This window comes from Pseudomonas sp. BGA-UO-ETr-WB11 (genome assembly GCF_059567785.1).
In genome coordinates this window covers 14,005-30,545 of record NZ_JCAQOS010000001.1, presented here as the reverse complement: position 1 = coordinate 30,545, position 16,541 = coordinate 14,005, and the positions used below count along the sequence as shown (strand labels likewise).

Here is a 16,541-nt window from a genome sequence, read left to right as displayed (position 1 = left end):
CTTACTCGTGGACAATGCTCACCCAGGCTTTCTTATAGGCCTGCTGATTTTTCTGCTGGCTTGCTCGGCGTTCTTCTCCAGCGCGGAAACCGGCATCCTTAGCCTCAACCGCTACCGCCTACGCCACCTAGCCAAGGAAGGACACCGCGGCGCCAAACGCGTCACAGCCCTGCTTAGCCGCCCAGACCGCCTACTCGGCGCTATCCTGATCGGCAACAACTTCGTCAATATTCTCGCCTCGGCCATCGCCACCGTGCTGGCTATTCAGCTGTGGGGCGATGCTGGTATCGCCGTCGCTACCGTCGGCCTGACGCTAATACTGCTGATCTTCGGGGAAATCACCCCTAAGACCCTGGCCGCCCTGCGCCCGGAGGCTGTCGCCTACCCGCTCAGCCTACCGCTGAGCGTAGTGCTCAAGCTGTTCTACCCATTAGTCCTGCTGCTGGGCTGGATCAGCAACGGCCTGCTGCGCCTGCTGGGTATCGACCCCACCAGCAAGCGCAACGATAGCCTGACCACCGAGGAGCTGCGCAGCGTGGTGCGCGAGTCTGAGCATGCCCTGCCCCTCAATCGGCAGAGCATGCTGCTGGGCATCCTTGACCTGGACAACATTACGGTCAACGACATCATGATCCCCCGCAACGAGGTGATCGGCATCGACCTCGACGACAGCCTGGAACAGATCACCGCTCAGTTGCGCACCACCAATCACACGCGTTTACCGGTGTTTCGCAACGACATCAACCAGATTGAAGGCGTGGTGCACATGCGCCAGATCGCCAGCCTGCTGACCCATGACCAGCTGACGTACGAGTCGCTGCTGGGCGCCTGCCTGGAACCCTATTTCATCCCGGAAAGCACGCCACTCTCCACCCAACTGATCAACTTCCAGAAGCAGAAACGGCGCATCGGCATCGTCGTCGACGAATACGGCGAAGCCCTGGGCATCGTTACCTTGGAAGATATTCTGGAAGAGATCGTCGGCGACTTTAACCATCAGGACCTGGCCCAAAGCCCGGAAATTCATCCCCAAGCCGACGGCACACAGATCATTGACGGCACCGCCAACATCCGCGAGATCAACAAGGCCCTGGATTGGCACTTGCCCTGCGACGGCCCTAAAACCCTCAATGGCCTGATCACCGAAGCTCTGGAAAACCTGCCCGACAGCAGCGTATGCCTGAAGATCGGCCCCTACCGCCTGGAAGTTCTGCAACTGGCGGAGAATCGGGTGAAGAGCGTGCGCATCTGGCCCGCCAGCCTCAAGCCTGCGGCCGCAGCAGAGGTTTGAGCTGCGCGGCCAGCCCCTTGGCCCACACCTGATAACCCAGTGCCGACGGGTGATAGCCATCAACGGCCAGGTATTCGCGGGCAAACTCCAGCTCGACTGCACAATGCTGCGCACCTAACTGCTCGGCCAGACGGCGCAGGTGCCGATCCAGCAGTGCCCCGCGCAGCCCCAACACCTGACGCAGTAGCCACGGCAAGGCGGCAAAGTGCTGCAACGGCGGCACACTGGTAAACGCCACCTGCGCGCCATGGGCCTGCAATGCCCGAGTCATCTGCACCAACGCCTGGCGCCAGGCACGCAAAGAGCTGAGGTGAGTGGTGTCATTCACCCCAAAGACCAGCACCACCAGATCCACGGGCGCGGCCAAGCCTTGCGGCAACAACCGCTGCTGCGCCTGGGCCACGGTAATGCCGTTCTCGCCACAGGCCTGCCAGGCCACGGCACATTGCTGCTGCTCAACCAGAGCCTGCGCCAACTGGCCGGCCAGCGCCTGCGCCTGAGAGTCGACACCGACCCCGGCCACCGACGACTCCCCCAATAGCAGCAGTCGCAATGGCGTACCGGCCAGCACCGCACCACTCAAGCCGTGTTGCGGGCCTTCAGCTTCAGGCAAGCGCAGGGCCGTGCGCCGGGTATACAGGGCCATCGGTAGCAAGACCGGCAACAGTGGCAGCGCCAGCAGCCACCAGCCCCACAGCCGAACGCGCATCACAGGTTGACGCTGACCGCCTGGGCCGCGCGCAACGCTTTGGCCCGCGCCGCCTCGATCGACTCATCGCGCGCCAGGGCCACCCCCATGCGCCGCTGACCAGACACTTGCGGCTTGCCAAACAGGCGCAAGGCCGTGTCCGCTTCACTCAGGGCCGCGGCCAGATTGCCAAAGCTGACCTGCCGCGACTCACCGTCCACCAGAATCACCGCTGAGGCCGACGGCCCGAGCTGGCGAATGGCCGGGATTGGCAGGCCAAGAATCGCCCGCGCATGCAGGGCGAACTCCGACAGCTCCTGGGAGATCAAGGTCACCAGACCGGTGTCATGGGGGCGCGGCGACACTTCGCTGAACCACACCTGATCGCCCTTGACGAACAACTCAACGCCAAACAGGCCGCGACCACCCAATGCCTCGGTGACCGCCCGCGCTACCCGCTCGGATTCGGCCAGGGCCGTCGGATTCATGGCCTGGGGCTGCCAGGACTCGTGATAGTCGCCCTTGACCTGACGGTGGCCGACCGGCGCGCAGAAAGTGGTGCCGCCGGCATGGCGCACGGTCAGCAAGGTGATTTCGTAGTCGAAGTCGATAAAGCCCTCAACGATCACCCGGCCCTTGCCGGCGCGTCCGCCTTCCTGGGCGTAATCCCAGGCGGCTTGCAGATCGTCAGTGCTTTTCAGCAGCGACTGGCCCTTGCCGGACGAACTCATGATCGGCTTGACCACGCAGGGATAGCCAATGCGCCCCACTGCCGCGGTGTAGGCCTCCAGGGTGTCGGCAAACTCATAAGGCGAGGTCGGCAGGCCCAGCTCTTCAGCCGCCAGGCGACGAATACCCTCGCGATTCATGGTCAGCTGCGCGGCGCGAGCGCTGGGGATCACGGTAAAACCTTCGGCCTCCAGCTCCACCAGGGTCGCAGTGGCAATCGCCTCGATCTCGGGAACGATGTAATGGGGCTGTTCCAACTCGATCACCGCGCGCAAGGCGGCGCCGTCGAGCATATTGATCACGTGATGACGGTGCGCCACCTGCATGGCCGGCGCATCGGCGTAGCGGTCCACGGCAATCACCTCAACGCCCAGGCGCTGCAACTCGATCACCACTTCCTTGCCCAGCTCACCCGAGCCACAGAGCAATACACGGGTGGCGCTGGACGACAGCGGCGTGCCAATACGGGGCATGGTCATTCCTCAGAAAATTAAGATTTACGGTGCGACGGTCAGAAACTGCCCCTGCGCCCGCGCTCGCTCGGCGCAACGCAGCAGCACCTGACGGCGCTCGGCATTGTCCATACGCCCCCAGCGGGTGATTTCCGCGGCGCTGCGCTGGCAGCCGATACAGATGTCAGCCTCATCCAGCGCACAGACATGCACGCAGGGCGAGGCCACGGGTGTTCCTGTGCTCATCAGTCAGTCTGTTCCTGCAGGTCACGGGCATAGCGCTTGGCGTTATGCACATAGTGGGCGGCGCTGGCTTCGAGCATCTTTTTCTGTGGTTCGGTCAGCTCGCGCACCACCTTGCCGGGCGAACCCACCACCAGACAGCCGTCAGGGATTTCCTTACCCTCGGGAATCAGCGCATTGGCGCCGATGATGCAGTTCTTGCCGATCTTGGCGCCATTAAGCACCACCGCATTGATGCCGATCAGGCTGTAATCGCCCACCGTGCAGCCGTGCAGCATGACGTTGTGGCCGATGGTCACGCCCTTGCCCAGGGTCAGCGGAAAGCCCATGTCGGTGTGCATCACCGTACCGTCCTGGACGTTGCTGTTCTCACCGATATGAATCAGCTCGTTGTCACCGCGCAGCACGGCGTTGAACCACACGCTGGCGCCAGCCTCCAACTTGACCTTGCCCACCAGCGTGGCATTCGGCGCCACCCAGCTGTCAGGATGGGTTTCAACGCGGGCGTCGCCCAAACGGTATTTCATGCCATTGCCCTCAATGCAGGTTAAGACCAGCAGCGCCGGTCAGCGCAGATGGATAAAAGAAGCCGGCGGCGTATGCAGCTCGATGCCAGCGTCGTAGAGCAGATTGATCAACTCGACCACCATAATCGCCGTCAGCCCCCAGATCTTGTACTCGCCATAGCGGTAACTGGGTACGTACCAACTTTTGCCCAGGTAATCGATGCGGTGCGTGGTCTCGCGCGGATCGTCGAGGAAGAACGCCAATGGCACGGAAAACACCGCGGCAATTTCGCCATCGTTGGGTTGGTACTCAACAAAGTCCGGAACGAAACCGACATAGGGCGTGACCTGAATCCCGTGCCGCGACACCAGAGTGCTCAACGGCCCCAACACCTCCACCAAGCCAGGCGGCAAGCCGATTTCCTCGTGCGCCTCGCGCAGCGCCGTGCTGATCAGGTCCGGGTCTTCCGGGTCGCGTCGACCACCGGGAAACGCCACCTCGCCGCCGTGGGTGGACAAGCCATCGGCGCGCAAGGTCAGGACTAATTCAGGCTCAGCACTGCGGGTGATCGGCACCAGCACGGCCGCCTCCGGCAAGCCAGCGCCAACCCCCAGCATCAGGGGTGTGTAGGCCTGCACGCGACGAAGCAGGTCATCCAGCATCAGACGTTCTCGGTGGTTAATTATCTCTGGCATCATGGCACGAAGATGCACGCTGCCCAAGCCCCGGCCCAGCAGCGCGCAGTCACTTCGTTATTAAGCGGGCCAGCGCTTGCTGGCCCACCTGACACGGCCTGGAGCCACCATGAAATTCTGCAGCCAGTGCGCCAGCCCCGTCGAGCAGCGCATCCCCGAAGGCGACAATCGCCTGCGCTTTGTTTGCCCACAGTGCCAGACCATCCACTACCAGAACCCGCGCATCATCGCTGGCTGCCTGCCGGTGTGGGGCGAGCAGGTGCTGCTGTGCCGCCGCGCCATCGAGCCGCGCCGCGGTTTCTGGACCCTGCCCGCCGGCTTTATGGAGAACGGCGAAACCCTGGAACAGGCCGCCGCCCGCGAAACCCTGGAGGAAGCCTGCGCCCGTGTGCACGGCATGCACCTCTACACCCTGTTCGATCTACCCCATATCAATCAGGTGTACATGCTGTTTCGCGCCGAGCTGGCGGACCTGGACTTTGCCGCCGGCGAAGAGAGCCTGGAGGTGCGTCTGTTCGACGAGCAGCAGATCCCCTGGTCAGAGCTGGCTTTCCCGACCATCGGCCGTACTTTAGAATGCTACTTCGCTGACCGGGCCACTCAACACTTTCCGGTACGCAACGAGCCGCTGGCGGCCTTGCGCGCGCACCACAAGAAAGCCTGACCGCCTGACGGTCCCAAGATCCGGGAAATTGCTCTAATGCGTTGGTTGTTCGCCGTACTCTGCCTGTCCATAGCCACTCTCTCCCACGCTAACGCCACGCCAGCTCTAAGCGGTAAAACCATCGACAAGGTGCTAGTGGTCAAGGCCACCCGCCAACTGCACCTGATCAGCCACGGGCAAACCCTAAAAAGCTATCGCATCTCCCTGGGCAAGCAGCCCAAGGGCGCAAAAATGCGTGAAGGCGACAAACGCACGCCGGAAGGTTTCTATTGGCTCGATTGGCGCAAGACCAGCGAGAACTACAACCTGGCCATGCACATTTCCTACCCCAACAGCCGCGACAAAGCCCAGGCCGCCAAGCAGGGCGTTTCCGCCGGGAGCATGATCATGATTCACGGCACGCCGGTCGACGAGGAATACCCGGAGTGGTACTTCAAGACCCTGGACTGGACCAACGGCTGCATCGCCATGAGCAACACCGACATGCGCGAAGTTTGGAATCTGGTGAAAGACGGCACGCTGATCGAGATCCGCCCCTAACAGGCCGCTGAAAAACTACCTGCGTTGGCAATACTGCGTTAAGAACGGCCTCAAAATGCTCATTTACAACTCGTAAACTCCGCTTTTTCGGCCGTTCTTGCCTTGTCTTGCCTGCCTCGCCTACATTTTTCAACGGCCTACTAAGCCATTGCCACAGACAGCAAAAAGGCGCCCACGGGCGCCTTTCTTATTTGGGCAGAGTTACAGCAACAAATCCGACAAACGCCATACCTCAAACGCCGGGGTTTCATACGGATGGCTCTGACGCAGGGCCTTGACCGCCGCATGGATCAGCTCATCCGCCACCACCATTTCAACCTTCCACTCCGCTACGACTTCCAGCACACCCTGGCTGCCGAGAAATGGCTGACTACCGGCCAACGGACGAAACTGACCCTGCCCCAACACCTGCCAGGCGCAGCTGTCATATCCGCCAACCCGCCCGCCACCGGCAGCAAACACCGCCTGCTTGACCGCTTCCACATGACTGTCAGGTACATAAAAGCACAGCTTGTACATCAAGACTCCGAAGCAGCCACGCAGCCGCAAACAATCCAGGCGTCCGAGCATTAACGGTGAAACAACCTTGTTGTGCGCATACTGCCATAGCTAGTGGCACTTTGCCTTGATCGCCACGGGATAGCCGTCGCAAAAGCGGCAGGTACTGCACGAGCGAGCATTGTTAACGCCAACCAGAACACAGATTCAGCGGTGACTGACGCGTCGAAGCAGTCGGCCGGCAAGGCATTGCCCTTTTCTGGTAAGCGCCTGCCGCACGCATATCCCAATACCGCCCTGCAGGCCGCCACTGGCGGGCCCGAGCGGCTGGCGTGAAACCTGCAGTAAGCCAGGCATTGACGGATCAGGACGCTACCCCCATGACCAGTATTGCCGCGCGCTTTCTACCTTCCAGCTACATGACGCCGAGCAGCAAGCCTGCGGAAAGCACCACAAGCCAGCAGAACAGCCAGGCCACCAAAGCCCCGCAGGACCCCATCGGCGAGCTGAAAAAGTACGCCGCCTCGCTGACTAACCAGCACCGCGCTGGCCTGTTCAGCGCCATGGCCAAAACCGATGGCAGCCAGGCGACTAGCACCCCGAGCCAGAACACCAGCAACGCCATGCAACTGCCGGATGTGGCCAATCTCGATCGCGATGAGGCGGCCCGCTTGCTAACCCAGGTCGACAAGATGCTCGACAAAGACCTGGATGCGCGCCTGACGTTCAGCGGCAGCAACGGCAAAGAGCAAACCGACTCGCTGAGCACTTACCGTGACTGGCTGCAGGCCAAGGGCGGGATCAACACCTACGCCTGAGCGCATCGCAGCACGCAAGCCACGCCGGGTCAGGCGCTCAGGCGTTGCAACTCGCGGCGAACCATCTGCGCGTAGCTCGACGGCGTCAGGGCATACAGCTCGCTCGCCACCCAGGCCAACCAGCGCCCACCCAATTGCGTTTTGGCCGCCAGCAGGCGCTGGGCTTCGGCCTCGGCGCGGGCCTGGTGCTGCTGATGAAAGGCCGCGCGACTGGGCTTGGCGTCTAGCGGCTCGGCGGATGCGGAGGGTTCACGCATAGGGGTTCTCTTCACGGGATTAAGCCTGCGGTCGCCAGGCTAGAGCAGCGCCAGCACACCCTGTGTCACCACACGGGTGGTTTCAGTACCAAAGTCGCAATGACCTTCGTGGACCAAAAATGTGTGCACGGCGTCTTCGATGCGCGTTGCCAGCGCGCCCTCATGCCATTGGTAACGCAGCAGCAAGGCGGCGCTGAGGATCGCCGCCAGCGGGTTAGCGCGACCGCTGCCGACGATGTCCGGGGCACTGCCATGGACAGGCTCGGCCAGGGCCAGGCCCGAGCCCCAGTTCAGCGACGGCGCAAGGCCGAGGCCGCCACTCCAGTGGCAGGCCAGATCGGAGAGGATGTCGCCAAACAGGTTGCTGGTGACGATCAGGTCGAAGGCCTCCGGGCTCTGCACCAGTTGCAGGGCAGCGACGTCCACCAGCCGTTCATCCAGCTGGGCACCAAAACCTTCTGCCTCCAGCACCTCACGGCAGCTGTCGCGAAACAGCCCGCACGTCAGTGGCAAGACATTGGCCTTGTGCACCAAGGTAATCCGCCGCGCGCCACGGGCCTGGGCCACTTCCACGGCGCAGTGAGCCAAACGCTGGCTGACCGCGCGGCTGATGACCCGCTCGGCAATCGCCACCTCGGGGCTCTCCCAGTGTTCGCGACCGCTGTACAGGCCTTCGCTGTTCTCGCGCAAAATCAGCAAATCCACCCCGGCCTTGGGTGATACCGCCGGCCAACTGCGCACCGGGCGCAGGTTGACGTTGAGTCCCAAACGCTGACGCAAGGTCAGGATGGCACTGCGATAGCCTTCAACTCGCCTGCTGGGCGACGACACCGCGCCAAACAGGCCAGCACCGCAGGCGCTCATGCACGCCAGCGTGGCGTCCGGCACCGCCGTGCCGTGGCGGACGAAACAGTCCCAGCCGGCCTCGGCTTCCTGCACGCGCAAATCCGGCAGCAGTTTCTCCAGCACCGCCACGGCAGCCGGCAGCACTTCCGGGCCGATGCCATCACCGGCGATGACACAGAGTTGATGACTCATGATTGAGGCTCCTGCACGCGGCCAGCCAACAGCAGGCCGCTAAGAATCAAGGCTCCGCCGGCCCAGTGATAGGCCTGCAAGCCTTCGCCGAGCAGCCACCAACCGAGCAAGGCGGTAAACACCGGCATCAGGTAATTGCTCATGGCTGCTCGCGAAGCGCCCAGCTCACGCACGCCAAGGTTCCACAGGTGATAAGCCAGCACCGAGGCACAGAGCGCGGTATAGAGGATCGCCAGCAGGTTGGCTGGGCTGGCGGCAAAACGCGCACCGCGCCACAGGTCATAGGCATACAACGGCGTCAGCATCAGGGTGCCCAGCAGCACCAGCGCGCCCAGCAGGGTCAGGGGCGGCAACTGAAAGTACGCCTGCCAGCGCCGCAACAACAGCGAGTACAGCGCCCAGTCGAGGGTCGCCAACAGCATCAACAGATCGCCCTGGGCGAATGACAGGCCGCCGAGCACCGCCCAGTCGCCCCGCCCAATCAGCCAAAGCAACCCAGCCATGGCCAGCAGCAAGCCGAGCCAGGCGCGGCGGCTGGGCCATTGGCCGAGTAACAGGCCAGCGCCGATAAAAGTCGCCAGCGGCAGGCAGGTGCTGACCAGGCTGATATTGATTGCAGCGGTGGTTTGCGCAGCACTGTAGAGCAGGCAGTTGTATAGGCTGATCGCCAGCAACGCGGCCAGCCACAAGCGCCAGCCGGCACGGCGCAGGGTCTCACGCTCGCGCCACAGCGACGGCCCGACCAGCGGCAGAAGAATCAACAAGGCCACGCTCCAGCGCCAGAACGCCAGGCTGAAGGGCGGAATTTCCGCCACAAAGGCCCGCGCCACCAGCGAGTTGCCGGCCCAGAACAGGCTGGCCAGCGCCAGCCCCGCCCACGCCAGCAGGGCGGCACGCGACATCAGGACAGCCCGAGCGGACGCAGGCGGTAATGGGCCGGCAATTGCTCCAGGCCGCTGACGGTAACGTTGAGGTTCTTCCAACGACCGTCCTTGATGCCATAGATGCAGCCATGCACCGACAGCGACTGCCCACGGTGCCAGGCGTTCTGCACGATGGTGGTGTGGCTGACGTTGGCCACCTGATGGATGACGTTCAGCTCGCAGAGGCGATCGACCCGCTCTTCCTCGCTGGCGAACTGGGCGATGTGTTCGCGCTGCTCGTAGTAGAGGTCACGGATGGTTCGCAGCCAGCCGTCGATCAGGCCGAATTGGGTGTCCTGCATGGCCGCGCGCACACCGCCGCATCCGTAGTGGCCGGTAACCAGGATGTGTTTGACCTTGAGCACATCAACCGCGTACTGAATCACCGACAGGCAGTTGAGGTCAGTGTGCAGCACCACGTTGGCGACGTTGCGATGGACGAACAAGTCGCCAGGCAACAGACCGACAATCTCGTTAGCCGGCACCCGCGCATCGGAGCAACCAATCCACAGATACTCGGGAGCCTGCTGCTGGGCCAGTTTCTCGAAAAATGCCGGATCTTCTTCCTTGATGGCTTCAGCCCAGCGCTCATTGTTCTCGAACAGGTGCTCCAGATCTTTCATACCGCATGCTCCCCTAAAACCGATGGGCACCCTAAGGCCCGCGCGTGTGCTTTGACAAGCCTGATGTGGCTGGCGTCACAGCCTGTTACAGAGTCAGCGGCGCGCCTCAGCGCGCGCCAAACTGGCCGCCACTTGGGCGCATAACGGCGCGCTGGCCGCCAGCAGACAACTGTAATGGGACAAGCCCGGTAGCCCGTGCAACTCGCTCGTCGCCAGCGCTGCCAACAAACTGCGCGGCATGCCGGGCGGGGCCCAGTTATCCAGTTCGCCATGCCAAAGCTGCACAGGCGCGCGTACCTCGGCCAGGCACGCGGCCCAGGGCTGCACGTAAGCCTGCACATCTCGCACATAGGCCGCAGCACCGCGGGCAAAGCCCTGCCGCTGGATACGCAGCAACTGCGCCTTGTGCGCCGTATCACCCAGCAACCTGGCATCCGCACCCTGGGCGCCTTGAAACAGCATGCCCAGCAACGCCGCGGGAAAATGCCGGCCGAGCCAGCCCTGATACGCTGCCAACCCGGCAAATAGACGCGGGAATTGGCGCGCCAGGGCAAAGGTGTAACGACCCGCGCCCATGCCATCCAGACTGCCCGGCAGCTCAAGTGGCGCAGCGGCAGACACCAACCACACGCCGGCGGCAGGGGTTGGCAAACGCGCGGCGATGCGCAGGGCCAGGCTGGCACCAATGGAAAAGCCAATCAGGTGCAGCGGCCGCTCACCCACCAACTGCACAACCTCGGCGGTCAGCTGGCGCAGATAGGCTTCGCTGCTGCCCCCCGTCACCTGCTCACGGGCCAGGGCCAGAATGCACAGCCCATTGGCCTTGGCCTCAGCAGCGAGAAACTCGGCCTCACAGGTGGCACCGGGCGTGCCATGCAGGTACACCAGCGGATGCCCATGGGGGTCACCGTACACGTCATGGGCCACGGTAAAACCTCAGTCTTGGATCAGGCTCAATCCAGCAGGGTACAGGCCATCACCAGGGCGTCTTCACGGCCACCGACGGCGGGGTAGTAATCGCGGCGACGGCCGACTTCATTGAAGCCATAGCGCTCGTACAGGCGATAAGCCGACTGGTTGCTGGCGCGCACTTCGAGGAAGCACTCGCCGGCTTTCAGCTCCAGAGCACGTTGCATCAGGCGCTCCAGCAGCAGCAGGCCGAGACCGCGGCCCTGGCTCTCGGCCTTGACGGTGATATTGAGCAAGTGCGCCTCGTCGATGATCACGTTGATCACCCCGTGGCCGACCTGTTGCTCGCCTTCGAACATCACCCAGCAGTCGTAGGAATTCAGGCTGTCCTGAAAAATTCCGCGGGTCCAGGGATGGCTGAAGGCGGCATATTCAATTTTCAGTACGGCATCGAGATCGCCGGCGGTCATCCGCCGGAAGGTTACGGCATCGCTCATTCTGTGCTTTTCCAGCGCGGCATCAGGCGGCGCATGGCCTGCCACAGCTCGGCCTTGCGGTGAGGTTCATCCATCAGCAGCTCCAGCCCGGGCATAGCCCAGGCCGAACCCAGCCCGTCAATTTGCAGTTCGCGGTTATAGGCCTCGGCATCGCCCTCGCCGGCAAAACGAATGGCCGACTCGCCGAGCAGCCACAGGCAGACACAACCGCCCTGCTCTTCCAGGCGCGCGGCGACGAAGCTCTGCACGTACTCCAGCGCCGCCTGCGGCCCTTGCTCCAGGCTGCCACGGGACAACAGCGGCCAGCGCACCGGCTCACCGATCAACTGCGGACTGTCCGGCAGGCCGGCGGCGCGCAGCAGATCACGCAGCAGCAGATAGGCCGGATCACGACGGCTAAAGGCTTCGCCATTGGGCAACTCGACCAGCAGCGCACAACTGCCGGCGCGCAGCAGTTGCAGGCTGAAACGCGGCGGTGGCAGTGCTTTGACCTTGGCGGCTGGCGCCTCGTCCTCGTTCACCGCATCGGCCACCGCCGCCTGGCGGGCCTGAGCCGCGGGACGTGGCACCTCAACGCGCGGCCGCGGCGCACTCGGCGGCGCCGCAACCGGAGCGACCAAGCCCAGCGGTGGCGGCTCATCGTCATCTGGCGGCGACTCAAGCAACACCTCAGCCAGAGCAGGCTCTTCCGCCTCAGGCTGCCACAGCGGTCGCGCCGGCGCAGCAAACGGCAGGGTCACCCGTGGCAGCCAGTTGGCTACCTGCATGGCGCTGAGGTACAGACGCCGGCGAGCTTCGTCGATCAAATGTCAGCCACTTGCGGATGGGCCTTGGCGGCGCTGGCCTGCATCAGGTTAAGGGCGTTGATATAGGCCTTGGCCGACGCCACCAGAATGTCGGTGTCGGCGCCATTGCCGTTGACGATGCGCCCGGCTTTTTCCAAACGCACGGTGACCTCACCCTGGGAATCAGTGCCCTGGGTGATGGCGTTGACCGAATACAGCTGCAAGTTAGCCGTGGAGTTGGCGATCGACTCGATGGCCTTGAAGGTCGCATCCACCGGGCCAGAGCCCTGGGACTCGGCATGCTGCTCGCAGCCATCGACACTGAGAACGATCTTGGCTTCCGGCACCTCGCCGGTTTTCGACGCTACTTCCAAGCACACCAGCTTAAAGTGCTCGGGGGTTTCATCGCTCAAGGTGTCGGACACCAGGGCCTGCAGGTCTTCGTCGAAGATCTCGTGCTTCTTGTCAGCCAGCGCCTTGAAGCGGGCAAAGGCAGCGTTCAGTTCGCTCTCACCGGCCAGGGCGATGCCCAACTCGTCGAGGCGCGCACGAAAGGCGGCGCGGCCGGAGTGTTTGCCCATGACCATCTTGTTAGCGTTCCAGCCCACCGATTCGGCGGACATGATTTCGTAGGTTTCGCGGTGCTTGAGGACGCCGTCCTGGTGGATACCCGACTCATGGGCGAAGGCGTTGGCACCGACGATGGCCTTGTTCGGCTGCACCGGAAAGCCGGTGATACCCGACACCAGGCGCGAGGCGCTGAGGATGTGCGGGGTGTCGATGCGAGTGTGCACGCCGAGCAGGTCTTCACGGGTTTTGATCGCCATGACGATCTCTTCCAATGCGGCGTTGCCAGCCCGCTCGCCGAGGCCGTTGATGGTGCACTCAACCTGGCGGGCGCCAGCAACCACGGCGGCCAGGGAGTTGGCCACGGCCAGGCCCAGGTCGTTGTGGCAATGCACGGAGAACACCGCTTTATCGGCATTCGGCACGCGATTGAGGAGCTGGGCAATCATCTCCGCGTACTGGTGCGGGATGGCGTAGCCCACGGTGTCGGGAATGTTGATGGTGCGCGCGCCAGCGTCGATGGCCGCCTCGATGATGCGGCAGAGGAAGTCGATCTCCGAACGACCCGCGTCCTCGCAGGAGAACTCGACATCGCTGCACAGATTACGGGCGTGCTTGACCGCGTGCACGGCCTGCGCCACCACCTGGTCCGGCTGCATGCGCAGCTTGTACTGCATATGAATCGGGCTGGTGGCGATAAAGGTGTGGATACGTCCGGAGTTGGCGCCCTTAAGGGCTTCGGCGGCGCGTTCGATATCCGCATCCAGGGCCCGCGACAGGCTGCACACGGTGCTGTCTTTGATGTTATCGGCAATCGCCTTGACCGCCGCAAAGTCGCCAGGGCTGGCGATGGCAAAGCCCGCCTCGATCACGTCGACACGCATACGCTCCAGGGCCTTGGCGATGCGCAGCTTTTCTTCGCCGGTCATGGACGCACCGGGGCTCTGCTCGCCATCGCGCAAAGTGGTATCGAAAATAATGACGCGGTCGTTGCTGCTCATGCTGGGTTCCTCACGGATGCGCAGAAGCACAGGCCCGGCATTGGAGCCTGTGTCGATAAAGGTTGATTGTCGCGTGAAATGCCGCGGGCGGGAAGCGCGGCGCGCCGTCGCGGCCAAAGCCCCGCCCACACCCCAGAAAGCACAACGCCCACCAAGATGGCGGGCGTTGTGCTGATTGAGCGAGCTAGGTGCTGCCGATCAGAGCGCCTGATCCCAGGGACGGTCGCCGTGAGCGTCCTTGATCCGGGTCGGCAAGCCCATGACGTCGAGCAACTTGAGGAACGGCTCGGCCGGCAGCTCTTCGACGTTGACCATGCGCTGGGCATCCCATTCGCCACGGGCAACCAGCAGCGCCGCCGCGACTGGCGGCACACCAGCGGTGTAGGAAATACCCTGGCTATCGGTCTCGGCATAGGCTTCGGCGTGGTCGGCGACGTTGTAGATAAACAACTCAGCCGGCTTGCCATCCTTGCTGCCTATGACCAGATCGCCGATGCAGGTCTTGCCGCTGTAACCCGGCGCCAGCGAGGACGGATCGGGCAGCACGGCCTTGACCACTTTCAACGGCACCACTTGCAGCCCTTCGGCGGTGGTGACCGGCTGCTCGGAGAGCAAACCAAGGCTCTTCAGCACGGTGAAGACGTTGATGTAGTGAGCGCCGAAGCTCATCCAGAAGCGCACGTTGGGCACATTCAGGTTCTTCGACAACGAATGCACTTCGTCGTGGCCGGTCAGGTACAGGTCCTGCTCGCCAACCACGGGCAAATCGTCGGTGCGCTTGACTTCGAACATGGTGTTGCTGGTCCACTGGCTGTTCTGCCAGCTCCACACCTGCCCGGTGAATTCGCGGAAGTTGATTTCCGGGTCAAAATTGGTGGCGAAATACTTGCCATGGGACCCAGCATTGACGTCGAGAATGTCGATCGAGTCGATCTGATCGAAATACTGTTGCTGGGCGAGTGCGGCCCACGCATTGACCACGCCTGGGTCGAAACCGACGCCAAGGATCGCGGTGATGCCACGCTCCTGGCATTCGGCCAGGTGCTTCCACTCGTAGTTACCGTACCAAGGTGGCGTTTCGCAGACCTTGCCCGGCTCTTCGTGGATGGCGGTGTCCAGATAGGCCGCGCCAGTCTCGATGCAGGCACGCAGCACTGACATGTTGAGAAAGGACGAGCCGACGTTGATCACGATCTGCGATTCGGTCGCACGGATCAGCGCTTTGGTTGCTTCGATATCCAGCGCATTCAGGGCAAACGCCTGAATCTCGGCCGGCTGCTTCAAGCTGCCTTTAGCCTTTACGCTGTCGATGATGGCCTGGCATTTGGAGATGTTGCGCGACGCGATAGCAATACGACCGAGTTCGTCGTTGTGCTGCGCGCACTTGTGGGCCACCACCTTGGCGACACCTCCTGCACCAATGATCAGAACATTCTTCTTCAATTGTTTCACCTCCTGGGTACTGCGCTTAAGAGACAGGTGTTGCGGTTTTACAAATACACAGGGTGGATGGTGCTGCTTTCATCCACCTGCGCGATTGCCTAGTGGTGGACGGAAAAGCGCCGTCCACCCTACGGATCAGCTGAGGCTCGACAAGTAATCATCAAAGCCAAACTCACGAACCAGCTCGACGCTGCCGTCGAGTTGTCGTACTGCAATGGCCGGCATTTTCAGGCCGTTAAACCAGTTCTTTTTGACCATGGTGTAACCCGCTGCGTCGATAAACGACAGGCGATCGCCGATGGTCAGCGGACGATCGAATTGGTACTCACCAAAGATGTCGCCGGCCAGGCAGGATTTACCGCACACCATGTAGGTGTGTTCGCCGTCGCAGGGTTCCATCTTGGCGTTGAGGCGGTAGATCAACAGATCGAGCATGTGCGCTTCGATGGAGCTGTCGACTACAGCCAGGTGCTTGCCGTTATAAAGGGTGTCGAGCACCGTGACTTCCAGCGAGGAACTCAGGGTGATCGCAGCCTCGCCCGGCTCCAGGTAAACCTGCACGCCGTAGGTCTGGGAGAACGCCTTGAGGCGCGCACAGAACTGATCGAGTGGATAGCCTTCGCCGGTGAAGTGAATACCGCCCCCCAGGCTGACCCACTGCACCTGGTGCAGCAGGTGACCGAAGCGCTCTTCGATGGTGGTAAGCATCTGGTCGAACAGCTCGAAGCTGCCGTTCTCACAGTTGTTGTGGAACATAAAGCCGCTGATCTTATCCATCACACCGGCAATCTTTTCCGCGTCCCACTCGCCAAGGCGGCTGAACGGACGGGCCGGGTCGGCCAGCAGGTAATCGGAGCTGCTCACCTGAGGATTGACCCGCAGACCACGAATAGTGCCTTCGGTGTCGGCGGAGAAACGCTCAAGCTGGCCAATGGAGTTGAAGATGATCTTGTCGCAGTTGGCGACCATTTCTTCGATTTCATCATCGGCCCACGCCACGCTGTAGGCATGGGTCTCGCCACTAAACTTCTGCCGACCCAGCTTGAGCTCATACAGCGACGACGAGGTGGTGCCGTCCATGTATTGCTCCATCAGGTCGAACACCGACCAGGTGGCAAAGCACTTGAGCGCCAGCAGCGCCTTGGCACCGGACTGCTCACGTACGTAGGCGATCTTCTGCAAATTGACCAGCAGCTTCTGCTTATCGATAAGGTAGTACGGCGTCTTGATCATCTGGATGCCCATGCAAAGTCAGCCGGCAGGAAACCGGCAATGCCGGTCCCCGTAAAAAAGTGGAGGCGAATTGTGCCGGCAACCGCCCCATACCGAAAGAGCAACGGGGATATTTCGTAGGCCAGGTGACCGCAGGTGAC

Annotated in this window: 20 protein-coding genes; 4 read left to right on the top strand and 16 right to left on the bottom strand. The window is 62.4% G+C overall.

What is annotated here, in order from left to right; all coding sequences use genetic code 11:
• The first annotated feature begins 7 nt into the window (after positions 1-7).
• Positions 8-1,291 (top strand): HlyC/CorC family transporter, encoded by a 1,284-nt coding sequence (locus tag AC56DI_RS00150; RefSeq protein WP_496344389.1) that lies wholly within the window; start codon positions 8-10, stop codon positions 1,289-1,291.
• On the opposite strand, the gene AC56DI_RS00145 is transcribed toward AC56DI_RS00150, so the two are convergent.
• From AC56DI_RS00145 to AC56DI_RS00125, 5 genes are read right to left on the bottom strand one after another with little or no spacing between them, the layout of a single operon-like run.
• Positions 1,263-2,000: an SGNH/GDSL hydrolase family protein gene (locus tag AC56DI_RS00145; protein ID WP_496344388.1), complete on the bottom strand. Its 738-nt coding sequence runs from the start codon at positions 1,998-2,000 to the stop codon at positions 1,263-1,265. The genes AC56DI_RS00150 and AC56DI_RS00145 overlap by 29 nt on opposite strands.
• On the bottom strand, positions 2,000-3,181 hold the full coding sequence (gene purT / locus AC56DI_RS00140) for a formate-dependent phosphoribosylglycinamide formyltransferase (protein ID WP_496344387.1): 1,182 nt from the start codon (positions 3,179-3,181) through the stop codon (positions 2,000-2,002). Before purT ends, AC56DI_RS00145 begins: the two co-directional genes overlap by 1 nt.
• Positions 3,182-3,205: 24 nt before the next feature.
• Positions 3,206-3,406 carry a DUF1289 domain-containing protein gene (locus AC56DI_RS00135; protein WP_496344386.1) on the bottom strand — a complete coding sequence of 67 codons (201 nt, stop codon included), beginning with the start codon at positions 3,404-3,406 and terminating at the stop codon, positions 3,206-3,208.
• Entirely contained in the window at positions 3,406-3,930 is a 525-nt protein-coding gene (locus AC56DI_RS00130; RefSeq protein WP_496344385.1) for a gamma carbonic anhydrase family protein, read from the bottom strand. Before AC56DI_RS00130 ends, AC56DI_RS00135 begins: the two co-directional genes overlap by 1 nt.
• 39 nt (positions 3,931-3,969) lie before the next feature.
• Positions 3,970-4,572, bottom strand: a complete 603-nt coding sequence (locus AC56DI_RS00125) for a CoA pyrophosphatase (RefSeq protein WP_496344384.1) — start codon at positions 4,570-4,572, stop codon at positions 3,970-3,972.
• A 142-nt stretch (positions 4,573-4,714) separates the two neighbouring features.
• Here AC56DI_RS00125 and AC56DI_RS00120 point away from each other — a divergent pair, with 142 nt between their 5' ends.
• Positions 4,715-5,269 carry an NUDIX hydrolase gene (locus AC56DI_RS00120; RefSeq protein WP_496344383.1) on the top strand — a complete coding sequence of 185 codons (555 nt, stop codon included), beginning with the start codon at positions 4,715-4,717 and terminating at the stop codon, positions 5,267-5,269.
• Positions 5,270-5,305: 36 nt separating this feature from the next.
• Positions 5,306-5,809: a L,D-transpeptidase family protein gene (locus AC56DI_RS00115; protein ID WP_324518120.1), complete on the top strand. Its 504-nt coding sequence runs from the start codon at positions 5,306-5,308 to the stop codon at positions 5,807-5,809.
• A 201-nt stretch (positions 5,810-6,010) separates the two neighbouring features.
• Here the strand turns inward: AC56DI_RS00115 and AC56DI_RS00110 are convergent, their stop codons facing one another.
• Entirely contained in the window at positions 6,011-6,328 is a 318-nt protein-coding gene (locus tag AC56DI_RS00110) for an NGG1p interacting factor NIF3 (RefSeq protein WP_496344382.1), read from the bottom strand.
• Positions 6,329-6,639: 311 nt separating this feature from the next.
• On the opposite strand from AC56DI_RS00110, the gene AC56DI_RS00105 reads away from it, so the two are divergent.
• The gene (locus AC56DI_RS00105; protein WP_496344381.1) at positions 6,640-7,125 is read left to right on the top strand and encodes a hypothetical protein; all 486 of its coding nucleotides are present in this window, start codon (positions 6,640-6,642) and stop codon (positions 7,123-7,125) included.
• Positions 7,126-7,154: 29 nt separating this feature from the next.
• On the opposite strand, the gene AC56DI_RS00100 is transcribed toward AC56DI_RS00105, so the two are convergent.
• The 10 genes from AC56DI_RS00100 to AC56DI_RS00055 all read right to left on the bottom strand — a co-directional run bounded on the left by AC56DI_RS00100 (position 7,155) and on the right by AC56DI_RS00055 (position 16,401).
• Positions 7,155-7,382 (bottom strand): hypothetical protein, encoded by a 228-nt coding sequence (locus tag AC56DI_RS00100; RefSeq protein WP_496344380.1) that lies wholly within the window; start codon positions 7,380-7,382, stop codon positions 7,155-7,157.
• A 39-nt stretch (positions 7,383-7,421) separates the two neighbouring features.
• Positions 7,422-8,420: an isocitrate/isopropylmalate dehydrogenase family protein gene (locus AC56DI_RS00095; protein WP_496344379.1), complete on the bottom strand. Its 999-nt coding sequence runs from the start codon at positions 8,418-8,420 to the stop codon at positions 7,422-7,424.
• Entirely contained in the window at positions 8,417-9,322 is a 906-nt protein-coding gene (locus AC56DI_RS00090) for a DMT family transporter (protein ID WP_496344378.1), read from the bottom strand. Before AC56DI_RS00090 ends, AC56DI_RS00095 begins: the two co-directional genes overlap by 4 nt.
• Positions 9,322-9,966 (bottom strand): carbonate dehydratase, encoded by a 645-nt coding sequence (gene can, locus AC56DI_RS00085; RefSeq protein WP_422589540.1) that lies wholly within the window; start codon positions 9,964-9,966, stop codon positions 9,322-9,324. Before can ends, AC56DI_RS00090 begins: the two co-directional genes overlap by 1 nt.
• A gap of 93 nt (positions 9,967-10,059) precedes the next feature.
• On the bottom strand, positions 10,060-10,893 hold the full coding sequence (locus AC56DI_RS00080; protein WP_496344377.1) for an alpha/beta fold hydrolase: 834 nt from the start codon (positions 10,891-10,893) through the stop codon (positions 10,060-10,062).
• Positions 10,894-10,919: 26 nt separating this feature from the next.
• Positions 10,920-11,372, bottom strand: coding sequence for a ribosomal protein S18-alanine N-acetyltransferase (gene rimI / locus AC56DI_RS00075; RefSeq protein WP_324521657.1), 453 nt, complete (start codon positions 11,370-11,372; stop codon positions 10,920-10,922).
• Positions 11,369-12,178, bottom strand: coding sequence for an energy transducer TonB (locus AC56DI_RS00070; RefSeq protein WP_496344376.1), 810 nt, complete (start codon positions 12,176-12,178; stop codon positions 11,369-11,371). The genes rimI and AC56DI_RS00070 overlap by 4 nt, the downstream gene beginning before the upstream one ends.
• Positions 12,175-13,725, bottom strand: coding sequence for a 2-isopropylmalate synthase (locus AC56DI_RS00065; protein WP_496344375.1), 1,551 nt, complete (start codon positions 13,723-13,725; stop codon positions 12,175-12,177). The genes AC56DI_RS00070 and AC56DI_RS00065 overlap by 4 nt, the downstream gene beginning before the upstream one ends.
• A 198-nt stretch (positions 13,726-13,923) precedes the next feature.
• Positions 13,924-15,168: a saccharopine dehydrogenase family protein gene (locus AC56DI_RS00060; protein WP_496344374.1), complete on the bottom strand. Its 1,245-nt coding sequence runs from the start codon at positions 15,166-15,168 to the stop codon at positions 13,924-13,926.
• Positions 15,169-15,303: 135 nt separating this feature from the next.
• Complete coding sequence (locus tag AC56DI_RS00055; protein ID WP_496344448.1) at positions 15,304-16,401, bottom strand: carboxynorspermidine decarboxylase; 1,098 nt, start codon at positions 16,399-16,401, stop codon at positions 15,304-15,306.
• Positions 16,402-16,541: the final 140 nt, after the last annotated feature.